We start from the raw sequence: 14,030 nt of genomic DNA, 5'->3' as shown, positions 1-14,030 counted from the left end.
CATGAGCGAGCCCGTCCTCGGCGTCCGGTCCCTGGATCTGGTTGATCCAGCCACTTTCGTGGACAACGACGTGCACGTGTTCTGGCGGGAGGTGCGGGCGGAGAGCCCGGTCTACTGGCACGAACCCACGGACCGCAACCCGGGGTTCTGGGTGGTGTCCCGGTACGCCGACGTCCAGGCGCTCTACCACGACACGGCCCTCAGCTCGGAACGCGGCAACGTCCTGGACGTGGTGCTGCGCGGGGACGACTCCGCAGGCGGGAGCATGCTCGCGGTCACCGACGGCCCGCGGCACCGGCGACTGCGCAACCTGATGTTCAGCGCGTTCACACCACGGGCGCTCGGCGAGGTGGTGGCCAACATCAAGGCCCGCTCCACCGAGCTCGTGTCGGCCGTCGTCGACGTGGGCTCGTTCGACTTCGCCAGCGAGGTCGCCGAGGAGATCCCCATGAACACGATCTGCGACCTGCTGTCGGTACCGCTGACGGACCGCAAGGACCTGCTTCGGTGGAACAAGATGGCACTGTCGTCGGACCGGGCCGACAGCAGCGATCTCGACGCGCTGAGCGCCCGCAACGAGATCCTGCTCTACTTCGTCGACCTGGCCGCGGACCGGCGGGACAGGCCGGGGGACGACGTGATCAGCATGCTCGCGGGCGCCGAGGTGGACGGTCGTCCGTTGACCGTCGAGGAGATCGCGGTCAACTGCTACAGCCTGATCCTCGGCGGCGACGAGACCTCACGGATCTCGGCGATCTGCGCCGTCCTGACGCTGATCGAGAACCCCGATCAGTGGGAGACCCTCCGCACCGGGGCGGTCGCCGTCGAGTCCGCGGTCGAGGAGGTCCTCCGCTGGGCGACCCCCGGGATGCACGTGGCGCGTACCGCGCGGAGGGATCTCGAGGTTCGCGGGCACCGGATCCGCGCCGGCGACATCGTCACGCTCTGGAACATCTCGGCGAACAACGACGAGTCGGTGTTCCACCAGCCGCGTCGGTTCACCCTCTCCAGGTCACCCAACAAGCACCTTTCGTTCGGCCACGGCCCGCACTACTGCCTTGGCGCCTTCCTCGGCCGCGCGGAGCTGCAGGCGCTGCTCTCCGCCCTGACCGCCCAGGTGAGCGGGATGGAACTGTGCGGCAAGCCCCGCCCCATCTACTCGAACTTCGTGTCGGGCTACGACACCCTGCCCGTCCGTTTCGAAGCCCGCTGACCCGCGACACCCGCGCGGCGTATCGGGCGGTTCACCCCGCCGGGCGTACCCGCCCGGCGGGGTGAACCGACCACCCGAGATCGCCCTTCCGAGAATTCGAGGTGACCGTGAAAAAAGCCGTCTGTGTCATCGGCGCGGGCCCGTCGGGGCTGATCGCGATGAAGGAACTGCTGGACGAAGGCCACGCCGTGACCTGCTTCGATCACAACGCCGAACTCGGCGGGGTGTTCCGTGCGGGTGCGGGCAGCGATGAGCCCGGTGCCTACGACTCGACGCTCCTGACCATCTCCAACTACATGATGGCCTTCTCCTGCTTCCCGCCGCCGGAAAAGCAGGAGCGGCGGTTCTGGACGGCGGTCGAGTACCGGCAGTACCTCCACGACTTCGCCGCCACCTTCCAGCTGCGCCCCCTCATCCGACCTCGCACCGACGTGTTGAGCGTCGCGAGAAGCGACAGCGGCGACGGCTACGTGGTCGAGACCGCGCCGGTGGACGACCCCACCGCCCGAGCCAGCCACCAGTTCGACGCGGTGGTCGTGTCCAGCGGCACGCACCGGGTCCCGAACAAGGTCAACCTGCCGGGGCAGGAGGACTTCACGGGCGTGGTCACCCACTCGGCCTTCTATCGCAACGCCGAGCCGTTCCGCGGCAAGCGGGTCCTCTGCCTGGGCATCGGCGAGACCGCAGCCGATGTCGTCAACGAGATCGCTCAGGTGGCGGCGAGCTGCACCCTGTCCGTGCGTCGGTGGCAGTCCGTCGTCGCCCGGTTTCCGGGCGATCGCCCGCACCCGAACGACGCCTACACCTCGGAAATGCTGAACGCGTTGCCGCTACAGGCCGCCACCGTCGTTCATCGCGTCGGCACGCTGCTGGGCAAGCGGTTCGGCAAGACCGCCGCGAGCCGGGCGATCGCCGAGTGGAACTCGAACAACAAGACCTTCTTCAACCACTTCCTGACCAAGAACGAGGCGTTCATCCATCGGATCGTCGACGGCACGCTGACGGTCAACGCCTCAGGCATCGAGCGACTCGGTGCGGACCATGTCCTGTTCAAGGACGGCAGGCGGGAGGAGATCGACACGATCGTCCTGAACACCGGGTACACCGAGGACTTCACCCTGCTCAAGGACGTGCACATCACCGACGTACGGCAGATGTACAAGCACATGATCCACCCGGAGCTCGGCACGGGTGTGGTATTCATCGGATGGGCGCGACCCGCCGCGGGCGGTGTCCCGGCCTGCTCGGAGATGCAGGCCCGCTACTTCGCTCTGCTGTGCAGTGGCAAACGCACGCTGCCACCGCCGGACCAGCTCAATGAGCTGATCAAGCGACACGCGACGTACGAGGACGAGTTCTTCACCGGCAACCCGGAGCTGCGTACCCTGGTGCACTACAACCGGTACATGATCGACTTTGCCAGGGTGATCGGATGCTCGCCGTGGCGTCCGGAGGTGTTCCGCAATCCGCGGCTGGCCTACCACCTCTGGTGCGGCTCCCAGATACCCCTCGTCTTCCGCCTGTACGGACCGCACAGCGACCGTCAGACGGCGCAGCGCCGCATCCTGGAGCTGCCGGTCGCGTTCAACGCCGCGGAGATCGTCCTGGCCACCGCCCTGACTGGCGTGACCCGCGCGCTGGGGGCGGTCGGCCTGGCGAAACGCGACGGCGTCTACTGAGCCCATCGCGCACCGCATCGGCACCACCCCCGGCCGTGCGGTGCGTCGGCACGCGGGAACAGCATCCGACCAACGCCACGACCGGTTCGTGCCGGCCGGGTGCTGCCCGCGACCGGCGGGATGGGCGGCACCCGGTCCTGGTCACCTGGCCTGTGCCATCATCTCGGCCAGTTCGGCCAGGCTCTCGGCCTCGAATACCGAACGCATCGGCACGGTCACGCCCAACTCCTTGCGTACCCGGCTGGCCAGCTTGGCGGCGAGCACCGAATGGCCGCCCAGCTCGAAGAAGTTGTCCTGCGGGGTCACCTCCGTGATGTCCAGCGTCTCGGCCACCAGACCGCACAGCAGCTCCTCGAGGGAACGTCCGGAGGTGGAGCCGCCGGCAGCAGGCTCGCCGTCGTGCGGGCGGTCCTCCCGCGACCCGGCAGACGCCGGGACACCTCGCTGCTCCTCCGGGGCCCGGGCCGCCCGCTCGGCGAGCGCCTTGCGGTCGATCTTGCCGTTGAGCAGGGTGGGCAGCCGGTCCAGCACGACCACGGACGACGGGACCATGTGTTCGGGCAGGGCGGCCCGCGCGTGTTCGCGCACCTGTGCCGCCACCACCGTCTGCTGCCCCGAGGCCGTCACGTAGGCGACGATGTGCTGGGAGGAGGCGTCGGCGCCGCCGAGCACCGCCACGGCCATCTCCACCGCCGGATGACTCTCCAGCCGCGTCTCGACCTCGCCGAGTTCGACCCGGAAACCACGGACCTTCACCTGATCGTCGACCCGCCCGGTGAAGTAGAGCTCACCGTCGGCGGCGCGCCGGCCCCGGTCGCCCGACCGGTACATCCGGCTTCCGGGCGGACCGTAGGGGTTGGCGACGAACCGGGCCGCGGTCAGACCCGGCCGGTGCAAATAGCCCCGGGCCAGGCCGCTGCCGGACAGGTAGAGCTCCCCCTCGCCGCCGTCGCGCAGGTCGTGCAGGCGCTCGTCGAGCACGTGCACGGCGCTGCCGTCCCAGGGCGAACCGATGCTCACCGTCTCCTGCACGCCCTCGACCGGGCCACCGATCGAGGTGCCGACGGTGACCTCCGTCGGACCGTAGCCATTGAACAGCCGCCGGCCCTGGGACCACTCCGCGGCCAGAGCCCTGGTGCAGACGTCGCCGGTGGAGGTGAGCGTGCCGCCGGGCAGCAGCCCCGCGCTGTCGGTGATGCTCAACGCCACCGGCGGCAGCGTGGCGTGGTCCACGCCGTACTTCACCATGGTGTGCCGCAGCGACTCGCCCGGCATGAGATCGTCCTGCTCGGCCATGACGAGCGTCGCGCCGTGCATGAGCGCCATCGTGAAGTCCCAGAACCAGGCGTCGAAGCTGAACGACGCCCACTGCAGCACCCGGTCGCCGGGGCGGATGCCGTACACCCGGCGTTGGGTGGAGACCAGGTCCGCCACCCCGGCGTGGGTCAGCGCGACCCCCTTGGGCACGCCGGTCGAGCCAGAGGTGTAGATGACGTACATCAGGTTCGCGACGGTCAACGGCGCCAGCCGTTCGTCGTCGGTGACGTTGTCGTCGCGGTCCCGCGCGCACTCGGCCACGAACGCGGGGTCGTCGAGAACCCGCTCCGGCACGCCCAGGTCCGGCGTCGCCACGCTGGCGGTCCGCAACGACAGTACGGCGCGCGCGTCGGTGACCATGTGGGCCAGCCGATCGGCCGGGTACGTCGGATCCAGCGGCAGGTACGCGCCGCCGGCCTTCAGGACGGCGAGGACCGCGGTGATCAGCGCGTCCGACCGCGGCACCGTGACCGCGACCAACGAGTCCGGCCCCACGCCGGCCGCGATGAGCCGACGGGCCAGCCGATTCGCGCGCGCGTTCAATTCCGCGTACCCGACGACGGTTTCGCCGAAGACGACCGACGGAGCATCACCGGACGTCAGCACGCTCGCCTCAAAGAACTCCGAAACAGTGTCCATTCCGCCTCCGACGCAGTTTTCCTGCCAATGTCGTCATGACGATAACTGTGGCCGTACGTCAGTCAGCCGTACGCTTTCCCGGGTCTTTCACTCCCCCGCACCTTGAGGCACGGCGATCCGGCTCACCGCGACCGAGTTCTCTTCGACACCGCCGTGACCGCTCGCCGTGGCTCCGCCCGGGGGGTCGACATCCGTGCTCCGGGCTCGACGAAGAAGCCACGTCCCCAGACCGTGCGGATCGCGAGGCCGACGATCTCCAGACGTCGACGCAGTCGCATCACGTGCAGGTCGAGCGCGTTGCTGGACGAACTGGCCCCCGAGTTCTCCAGGATGTCCCGCAGTTCCGTCCGGTAGACCAGCTGGCCGTACCTGGCCAGCAGCGGCGACAGCATCTCGCACTGCATCAGGGAGAGCGTGACCGACGAGTTGTTGAAGTACAGCATTCCGGCCGGGTCCAGTACCGGCTTCTCGTTGAGCACCGCCCGGGCCGCCAACTGGCGGATCCGGACCTGGAGGTCTTCCCGACCGATGGGTGGACGCACCCAGTCCTCGTAGAGACTCAGTTGGTCCGGCGGCGCCGCGCCGTGCTCCACGATCAGCAGACAGAGGTGCTGCTGCTCGTGACATTCCGCGCGGATGTCACTTTCCGCGGGCCAACGAACGAACTTTACCCGGTTCTTGACATCGACCATCGCCTGCATCCCCCATAGCCACCATGTCTCGATGGGAATCAAGAAATGCCACCCTTGGGACACTCCTCACCGGTCTGCCTTTTCGTCCGCGCGCTCGGCCGGCGCCCCGGTCACCAGCGTGTGGTTCCGCCCATCCGGCCTGGCGGGCGGCAGGGGTGGGTCGACCTCCCGGGTGCGCCGCAGCGACCAGCGCACCAGCGGCCCGGTCGCAGCCGTGGTCAGCACGGCGACGAGCACGAGGACGCTGTACCCCAACTGGTTGAGAAAGCCGGCCTGGTAGCCGATGCTCAGCACGACCAGCTCGGTCACCCCACGGCAGTTCATCAGCATCCCGAACCGCAACGCCTCGCCACTGGGCATACCCGTCAACCGCGCCGCACCACCGGCACCAACGATCTTGGTCACGACGGCCGCCACGAGCACGCCGGCGAACACCAACCAGATGACCGGCGCGGTGCCCAGCAGCCCGACCGAGGTCGTCAGTCCGACGCCCGCGAAGAACAGCGGCAGCAGGATGAGCAGGGTGAAGCCCTCCAACTGCTGGCAGATCCGTTCCACCACCAGCGAGTCGCGCGGAACCGCGACGCCGAAGAGAAAGGCACCGACGACCGGGTGCAGTTGGATGGACTGGGTGAGCACCGAGTAACCGATCGCTCCGGCCGCCAGCACCACCGTCAACGACTGGCCCGAACCCAGCCGCCGCACCAGTGTCACCAGCAGGGGACGCACGCACAGCGCCGTGACGAGCACCAGCGCGGCGCCGAGCAGCAGCACGCGCAGGCCCTCGCCGCCCGCGCTCTGCCCGGCCAGCAGGAAGGCCAGGACCAACCAGAGCACGCCGTCGCCGATGGCGGCCGCGGAGATGGACAGCGCGCCGACGCTGGTGTGCCGCAGCTTGAGGTCATCGAGGATGCGGGCCAGCACGGGCAGGGCGGTCACCGCCATGGCCAGCCCGACGAACATCATCGTGCCGGCCGGTGCTCCCTCAGAGCCGACGAACAGGCCACCGGTGGCCGCCACGATGCCCATGCCGGCCAGCCAGGGCAGACCCATGCCGGCGACCACGACCGCCCCGACCACACCCTTACGCTCGATCCGGTCGGTGCGCAGCTCACAGCCGAGCAGGAAGACGAAGATGACCAGGCCCAGCTGGGCGACCTTGTCCAGCCCTTCCATGACGGTCGGGGGAAACAGGAAGCCGGTCGCCGACGGCCAGACGGCGCCGAGCAGGGACGAGCCGAGCACCAGCCCGCCCACCATCTCGCCGACCACCGAGGGCTGACCGAACCGGCGGGCCAGCGCCGCGAAGGCCTGGCAGGTCACCAGGACCACCGCGACCGCGAGCAGGAACCGGGCGAGCGAGTCCCCGTCGTGCGACCCCGCCGTGCCCCACAGCGGCACCGAACCGCCCAGCACAGCGAGCCCGAGAACCACACCCAGCAGGGTGCGGGTCCGCGCCGGAAGGGTGATCACTCCCGCCAGCCAGTGGACGCGGCCGTCCCCGGGCCGGGGCCGACACGATCGTGTGCCGGCACGGCTTCACGCAGGCTCTTCGGCCGCATGTCGGTCCAGGACCGGTCGATGTGGTCGACGACCTCACGCCGGGGTGCCGGGCCGTACACCACCCGCCAGCCCTGCGGGACGGCGATGCCTGACGGCCACAGTGAGTACTGCTCCTCGTCGTTGCGTAAGGCCAGGAAGTCTTCGCTGTCGTCGTCGAACGGACTGGACACGGACAACCCCTCAGAAGCTCGAATGCTCTCCGGACGGTGACGGGTTCGGGTCGTGGACCGCCTCGGTTCCCAAGGCAGGTGTGGTGATGGCCGGTGCGGCGAGCGGGTCTCGCCCGTTGTCAGGCCGGTGAGGTTGACCGGTTCTCGATGAACAGTTGCCGTGCCTTCGCTCGTTGCAGCTTCCCGCTGGTGGTCTTGGGGATGCTGCGCCTGGGCACGAGGTGCACCTCGGCCACGGGGACGCCGGTCCGCGAGTTGACGGTGGTCCGTACCGCCTGACGCAGCGGCTCGTGCTGGTCCGCGGGCACGTACGACTCGACGATGAGGTGCAGCTCCTCGGAATCGCCGTCCTCGGGCCGGTGCCCGACGGCGACCACCGTGCCGAGACGGACTCCGGGCACGGACTCGGCGGCCTGCTCGAAGTCGGACGGGAAGTAGTTCGCGCCGCGGATGATGATGAGGTCCTTGGACCGCCCGGTGATGCGGACCTCGCCGTCGCGCAGGTACCCGACATCGCCGGTCTTCCACCAGTCCGGCTCGACGACAGCCGCGGCGGTCTCCTGCGGGAGATCAAAGTAGCCGGACGTGCGTGACGGTCCCCGGAACTGGATGTCGCCGATCTGGTTGTCGCCCAGCGGGGCACCGTCAGCGTCGACGATGCGGACCTCGGTGCCGACGACCGGCACGCCGCAGGCGACGACCTGCAGCGCGCCTGCCTCGTCGGGGTCGACGTCGATGACCCGACCGTCCGTGACGGCCGCCGCGCGGTCGATGGTGTCGATCCGGACCGGCCGGTTCCGCGGCGACATCGTGATGGTCAGGGTGGCCTCCGCCATGCCGTAGCAGGGCATCATCACGTCCGGTCGTAGACCCCACGGACGGAACCGGTCCACGAAACGCCGGATGGTGCCGGGATGGATGGGCTCCGCTCCGCAGAAGGCCATCCGCCAGGACGAGAGGTCGACCCCCTCGAGATCGCTGTCGCGTACCCGGTCGGCGGTGTAGCCGTAGGCGAAGTTCGGTGCCGCTGCGAGGGTGCCTCCCATCGCGCCAATGTTGCGTAGCCACTCGACCGGAGACCGCAGGAACTGCGTCGGCGGCATGAGCACGCTGCGGCTTCCGGTGTAGACCGGAACCAGCATCCCCGAGATGAGACCCATGTCGTGGTACAGCGGAAGCCAACTGACCACCGTGTCCTCGGCCGACCAGCCGGTCGCAGCCGTACTCTGCGCCAAGTTCGCGGCCAGATTCGCATGCGAGACCATGACGCCCTTGGGTCTGCCGGTCGAGCCGGAGGTGCACTGGATGAACGCCAGGTCATCCTCGGCCGGCAGCCGGAACCGCTCCAACGACGCCTCGACAGTGGCCGCACGCGCATGCAACACGTCCTCGTCGATGAACACCGTGTCGGCCACAGCCTCCGACGCCTGCACCACCGCAGCCCGCGCCACGACCGCCGCCGGCCGCAGGTAGGCGACCAGTTCCTTCACCTGACCGTCGAATCCGGCCGCACGGCCGAAGCTCGCCGGCACCGCGATCGCGGTCGGAGCGGCACCCAGCAGCTGACACCCGAAGAACGCCGTCACAAACGTCCAGCTGGTCGGCAGACAGAGCAGGACCCGGTCACCCCGTCGTACGCCGTACTCGGCCAGCACCGCCGCCCAGCGCAGCGCGTCATCCAGCATCACGTCATACCGGCGAGGCTCCACCCGCCCCGGCTCCGGCACCACCGTCATTCCCGGCCTGTCCGACCCACGCTCCGCCTGTGCCACCAGGGCATGCACGACTGTGGGAAAATCCGGAACAACCACACCCATCAGAACCGCTCCTCACAACCTCAGACGGCCTAACCCAGAACCACGGCACCTCACCGCCGCACCGCGAGGGCGAACGAAAGGCCACTCACGGAACGTCCCCATACCGGCATCGACACACCGCCGAAGGAAGCGATCAGCCCGGCGGCGGACCGGACCAGCTCGATCCGCCAGAACAACAGCCCGTCCCCGGCAGCGGTCCCGCCCAGCGCCTTGAAGGCCGCCTCCTTCGCCGAGAAGAGCTCCACCGCGCGGTACCGGCCGACCGGCGCGAGCAGGGTCCGCCGCTCCCGCTCGGACAGGACGAAGTCGACCACCCGCCGGCTGACCTCTCCGTCCTCGATGTCGACGCCGACCCCTGCGGCACCGGGTACCAGCGCGGCGACCGCCAGGCGATCGGTGTGTGCGATGGATCCGGGGTAACCGGGCGGGAACTCCGGTCTCCCGTCGGGCAGTCGTGGCACGGTCCGCTCGGCCGAGCCCGCTGCGGCCAGCGCCGTCGCCGCGGCCCGGCGGCCAGCCAGGAACTGCTCGTGCGACCCGTACGGCGCAGGCACCGGATGCCATTCGATGTACGTGCCCGGCCTGACGGTGGCGAGAGTTCCGAGTCCGGGGGTCACCACGTTCACCTCAGACGCGCAGCGCCGCGACGTGGTCGGCGAGCGAGCTGATCGATCGCAGCACCTCCGGTTGGATGTCGTCGTCCCACTCGAAGCCGAACGCGTCCTCCATCCTCACCAGCAGGCTCACCAGCGCGGCGGAGGAGAGCCCCTGCTGACGCAGGGACACGGTGTCCGACATGGTCCGGACGAAGCTGTCCGGGCCGTGCATCTCGACCAGCAGCTCACGGATCCGCTGCCGGGTCTCCGCTATTTGGTCAGCCATGGGTTTCGACCTCGTCGAGGAAGTCGGCCACCGATGCCTGCGCCCACACCGCCGAAATCGACGTCGACAACAAATATGCCTGCTCAATCCTCAACGCATCCAGGGATCCGACAGGATCCGCAACAACAGCAGACACCACAACCCCCTCATTCACTCCCGCACGCGAAGGCTGCCGACAATTCGGGTGACTGCATCGCGTCGACCTGCGCCGCGCCGGACGGGCGCCATGCCGAACTGGCGGAACACTACCGTACGCTATCATCTGATCGACGTTCTGCAATACATTAATTCTGCATATCCGCCCGTGCTCTTCACACACCGGTTTATGCGGATGCACGTGAAGAACCTGTGGACCGCCGGGAGAATGTGTCGCATTCCCGACGGCCCACAGGTGGTGGAATCACCGTGCCAGATGACAGCTGGCCGGTCGATTACCGGCAGGACACGATGGCCTACCGCGCGTCGCGCCACATGAAACAGGTATTGATACCGAGAATGGCCTCCTGGGAGACCACCTTGAAGCCGAACCTCTCGTAGAGAACGACATTGCGGTCGATGTCCGCCTGGAGAAAGGCGGCTTCCTTCTGCCGGTCCACGTCATCGAGAAATGCGGTGAGCAGTGCCGATCCGATCCCGTGTCCCTGCTGCTGGGGATGGACGGCGATAGGCCCGATGTGCCAGTGCGGCTTGTGGGGCTCGTGCTTGGCCCGCCCGCCCACCACCTTGAGGGCACGAGGCAGTCCGAAGCCCATCGTCCGGATCTGCGAAGGCGCCGTCTTGATCTTCTCGGCCAGCGTCATCTGGCAGTGGGGCCACTCCGCTGCCTTGAGCACCCCGGCGAGTTCGCCCTGCCGTTCGGCGACGAGCACGTGGCTGGCGCTGTTACCGAGCTTGATGGTGCGGGCGGCGTGTTCCATGATTCGAGCGGCCTTGTCCCGGTTGCCGCCGGCGATGGCCAGGTTGCTCGGGTTGACGGCGAAGGCGAGGCCGACGATCCGGCTCGCTTCGTCCATCTCGGCCGGGGTGATGGGCCGCACGGTCACATCGCTCATGTGCCAACCTCCGGGTCGGTTGTCAGGCCGGTGGGTGCGCGACCCACGGCAGCGTCGAAATGTCAGCCGCGGTGATGCGGGTGGGGTGGAAACCGTGTCGACCGGCCAGTTCGAGAGCCGCCAACACGCCGGTGACGGAGAGACCGCCGTAGGAAGGGCTTGCCGCCTCCGGTTCCAGGCCCAGCAGGATGGTCTCGGCCAGGCAGGAGTAGACGATTCCCGGCGGCAGCGTGATGCCGGGGAAGTGTGGTGTCTGTCCACCGGGAAGCCGCACGCGGCCACCGGAAACGAGCGTGACGTTGGGCAGGTTCGCCACCGCCGGGTGCGCGTCGCCGGGCACCGCGAGATCGCAGACGAGCACGTCCCGGTCGGCCGCCAGGTGGGACGGCAGGATGACCGGGTCGGCCGAGTTCGTGGCGCTGACCACGATCGGGCAGTCGCGCAGCGCGTCGAGGTCCTCGGCGACGGAGACGTCGACCAGGTGGGCCACCCGCTTGGCGACCGTGGCGAGTCGACGCCCGGAACCGGGCCTGCCGACCAGGACGAGCGACTCGCAGTGCGGGGCGACCAGGTCGGCCATCACCGCGCCGATGTTGCCGATGCCGCCGACCAGGCCGACCCGGCGCGTGCCGGGACCGCTGTTGGTCAGGTGCCGCTGGAGCAGGTCGTACGCGCAGGCGGCGGTGAGTGAGTTGCCGGAGGTGACTTTCACCTCGTGCTCGACCACGTCCCGGCCGGCGTTGGTGACGATCGAGGTGTAGCCGCCCAGGCCCACGACGTCGCCACCGAGGGCGATACCCAGTTCCACCGCGTCGAGCACCGTCCGGCACAGCCAGGGACGTTGCCCGGCGCGCAGCGCGTCGACCGCCTGGGCGGCCGTGAACGGCACCGCCACCACGCTGAGGTCGGCCACCCGTCCGGTCTCCGACGCCACCCGGTGCCGGACGACCTCGAACGGGTCGAGTTCGCCACGCATCCGTTCCAGGGCGGCGACGCACTGACCCTCCGACCACTCCGCCAGTTCCGGGGCCAGGGAGCGGACCGTGGCGGCATTGTCGAGGTTGGCGAGGAACACCACGTGCGGCACCTCCCCGCCGTGGCGTGTCCGCCGGCTCCGGGGCGACTGCGGCACGTGCTGACGTGACCGCCAGGCTCCGGTCGGCGGCACCGCCAGGTGCGACAGCAACGTCGCGTAGTCGCCCTTGGCGAGCAGGCCGGCCACGTCGTCGAACGCCGCGACGACCCGCTCGACGTCCGCCGGCTCCAGCAGGGCGGACGGCTGTACGCGTACGGTCGTCGGAGCGGACAGGGTGGGCATGACCCGGACGCGGTGCGCATGCAGCAACCGGCCCGCGATCAGGAAGCCGAGCGACTCGGCGTCGAAGACGGCGCGCAGCAGGGCCGACTCCGGCCGGGGCAGGCTGAACTCCACCCCGATGAGCAGCCCTCGGCCACGCACCTCCACGACCGCCTCCGGCCACCGGGCCGCGACCTTGGCCAGCCGGTCACGCAGTTCCGCACCGGTCGCGGCGATCCGGCTGCGGTAGGTGTCGTAGAGGTCCAGTGCGGCCGCGGCGATCAGTGCGGAGAAGTCGTCCTCGGCGAAGGTGGACGTGTGGTGCCGGCCGAAGTCAGCGACGTAGCGGTCGGCGGCCACCATCATGGCCGAGATCTTGGCCAGTCCGCCGCCGAGCGACTTCGACAACAGATAGTAGTCCGCAACCACACCGGACGGCTCCGAGGCCAGAAAGGTACCGGTGCGGCCCATTCCGCACTGGATCTCGTCGAACACCAGCACGGCTTCGTGCCGGTCGGCGAGCGCCCGTAGGGCGGCCAGGGTCTCCCCCGGAACCTCGTGCACTCCGGCCTCGCCCTGGATCGGCTCGGCGAAGCAGGCAGCTACCGGGGACAGGCTGCGGGCCGCGGAATGCGGTACCCCGTCGGCGTCCACGGTGACGGTGCAGACCTCGACGAGCCGCTCGTCGAGCGCCCCCACCACCGCCTCGGGTCCCCAGTCGGACAGCCGGACGCGCCGGGGTCCCGGCACGTGCAGGTCCTCCGGCACGTTGGAGCCGTGCGTCAGCACACCCGCGGCCGTCGTCTTGCCGTGAAAGGCGTTCTCGAGCGAGACCAGCACCGGCTCGGCCCGAAGTAGCTCGGCGACCTTCTCGGCCGCCTCGGCGACCACCTCACCGCAGTGGCGACCGGCGGCGGGTCCGCTCACGCACGCGGCGTCGGTGAGGCCGTCGCGGCGCAGCCGGCGCAGGGACCGCTCAAGTTCCTCCTGCAACGCGCCGAGCCGCCGGCGCCGCTCGACCACGGCGTGTTTCACCGCTGCCTCGACCGCCTCCGCGCCGGTGGATCCGAGCGTGACGACGTAATGCGCGCCGGTGGTGGCCCGCACCCGCTCCGACAGCTTCGCCGCCAGCGCGGCGGCTCCCGGCCGGATGCTCGCCTGGGCGTTGAACGGAATCTGCTCGTCGAGGCACCGTCGGGCCACCGCGACCAACGCCGGGTGGTTGTGCCCGAACAGGGACGCGCCCGCACCGCCGACCAGGTCGAGCACCTGGTCGGCGGTCTCGGCACCCTCCGCCAGCTCCGGGGTGAGATGGTCGCCCCGGCCGTGGCGGTAGGCCACGTCCAGGTGGAGCGCCTGGAAGAGGCGGCCCAGCTCGGGGCGGGCGTAGCGGCCGAAATCGAGGTCGCTGCTCACGGTTGGCCGATCCCGTCACCGACCCGTACCGTCATCGAGGCGGTGACCTGGTCGACGACGTCACGCAACGTCCGCATCGACGCCGCCTGCCCGTCGGACACCTGCACCTCGAAGAGGGACTCCATCTCCACGATCAGGTCGATCGACCGCACCGAGTCCAGGCCGTAGTCCGCCAGTGGCGTGTCCGGATCCAGCTCGGGCACCTGCAACCGACGACGGAACAGCTCGTCAACCTTTTCCAGCACATCGCGATCCATTGCGCTCCCCCTCCTCACGCAACGCGCATTCCTGCC

13 protein-coding genes are annotated in these 14,030 nt (G+C 69.3%); 2 read left to right on the top strand and 11 right to left on the bottom strand.

What is annotated here, in order from left to right:
- Window position 1: 1 nt before the first annotated feature.
- Both SM447_RS25215 and SM447_RS25210 read left to right on the top strand, forming a co-directional pair.
- Window positions 2-1,213, top strand: a complete 1,212-nt coding sequence (locus tag SM447_RS25215) for a cytochrome P450 (RefSeq protein WP_474575350.1) — start codon at window positions 2-4, stop codon at window positions 1,211-1,213.
- Between the two features lie 101 nt (window positions 1,214-1,314).
- Window positions 1,315-2,892, top strand: coding sequence for a flavin-containing monooxygenase (locus tag SM447_RS25210; RefSeq protein ID WP_474575349.1), 1,578 nt, complete (start codon window positions 1,315-1,317; stop codon window positions 2,890-2,892).
- Window positions 2,893-3,033: 141 nt separating this feature from the next.
- On the opposite strand, the gene SM447_RS25205 is transcribed toward SM447_RS25210, so the two are convergent.
- The 11 genes from SM447_RS25205 to SM447_RS25155 form a co-directional block, all read right to left on the bottom strand.
- Window positions 3,034-4,848: a non-ribosomal peptide synthetase gene (locus SM447_RS25205; protein ID WP_474575348.1), complete on the bottom strand. Its 1,815-nt coding sequence runs from the start codon at window positions 4,846-4,848 to the stop codon at window positions 3,034-3,036.
- Window positions 4,849-4,970: 122 nt separating this feature from the next.
- Complete coding sequence (locus SM447_RS25200) at window positions 4,971-5,540, bottom strand: helix-turn-helix domain-containing protein (RefSeq protein WP_474575347.1); 570 nt, start codon at window positions 5,538-5,540, stop codon at window positions 4,971-4,973.
- Window positions 5,541-5,606: 66 nt separating this feature from the next.
- Entirely contained in the window at window positions 5,607-7,013 is a 1,407-nt protein-coding gene (locus tag SM447_RS25195; RefSeq protein WP_474575346.1) for a cation:proton antiporter domain-containing protein, read from the bottom strand.
- Window positions 7,010-7,273: an MbtH family protein gene (locus SM447_RS25190; protein ID WP_474575345.1), complete on the bottom strand. Its 264-nt coding sequence runs from the start codon at window positions 7,271-7,273 to the stop codon at window positions 7,010-7,012. Before SM447_RS25190 ends, SM447_RS25195 begins: the two co-directional genes overlap by 4 nt.
- Before the next feature lie 119 nt (window positions 7,274-7,392).
- Window positions 7,393-9,090 (bottom strand): fatty acyl-AMP ligase, encoded by a 1,698-nt coding sequence (locus SM447_RS25185; protein WP_474575344.1) that lies wholly within the window; start codon window positions 9,088-9,090, stop codon window positions 7,393-7,395.
- 50 nt (window positions 9,091-9,140) lie between these two features.
- Window positions 9,141-9,707 (bottom strand): 4'-phosphopantetheinyl transferase family protein, encoded by a 567-nt coding sequence (locus SM447_RS25180; RefSeq protein WP_474575343.1) that lies wholly within the window; start codon window positions 9,705-9,707, stop codon window positions 9,141-9,143.
- Between the two features lie 10 nt (window positions 9,708-9,717).
- Window positions 9,718-9,972 (bottom strand): phosphopantetheine-binding protein, encoded by a 255-nt coding sequence (locus tag SM447_RS25175; RefSeq protein ID WP_474575342.1) that lies wholly within the window; start codon window positions 9,970-9,972, stop codon window positions 9,718-9,720.
- Window positions 9,965-10,126 carry a hypothetical protein gene (locus tag SM447_RS25170; protein ID WP_474575341.1) on the bottom strand — a complete coding sequence of 54 codons (162 nt, stop codon included), beginning with the start codon at window positions 10,124-10,126 and terminating at the stop codon, window positions 9,965-9,967. Before SM447_RS25170 ends, SM447_RS25175 begins: the two co-directional genes overlap by 8 nt.
- A gap of 298 nt (window positions 10,127-10,424) precedes the next feature.
- Window positions 10,425-11,024, bottom strand: coding sequence for a GNAT family N-acetyltransferase (locus SM447_RS25165; protein ID WP_474575340.1), 600 nt, complete (start codon window positions 11,022-11,024; stop codon window positions 10,425-10,427).
- Window positions 11,025-11,046: 22 nt separating this feature from the next.
- Entirely contained in the window at window positions 11,047-13,737 is a 2,691-nt protein-coding gene (locus SM447_RS25160; protein WP_474575339.1) for an aminotransferase class III-fold pyridoxal phosphate-dependent enzyme, read from the bottom strand.
- Window positions 13,734-13,994, bottom strand: a complete 261-nt coding sequence (locus SM447_RS25155) for an acyl carrier protein (protein ID WP_474575338.1) — start codon at window positions 13,992-13,994, stop codon at window positions 13,734-13,736. The genes SM447_RS25160 and SM447_RS25155 overlap by 4 nt, the downstream gene beginning before the upstream one ends.
- Between the last annotated feature and the right edge of the window lie 36 nt (window positions 13,995-14,030).

This window comes from Micromonospora aridisoli, assembly GCF_056150025.1.
Note: the sequence above shows the minus strand (reverse complement) of the source record. Positions and strands in the feature narration are given on the sequence as shown.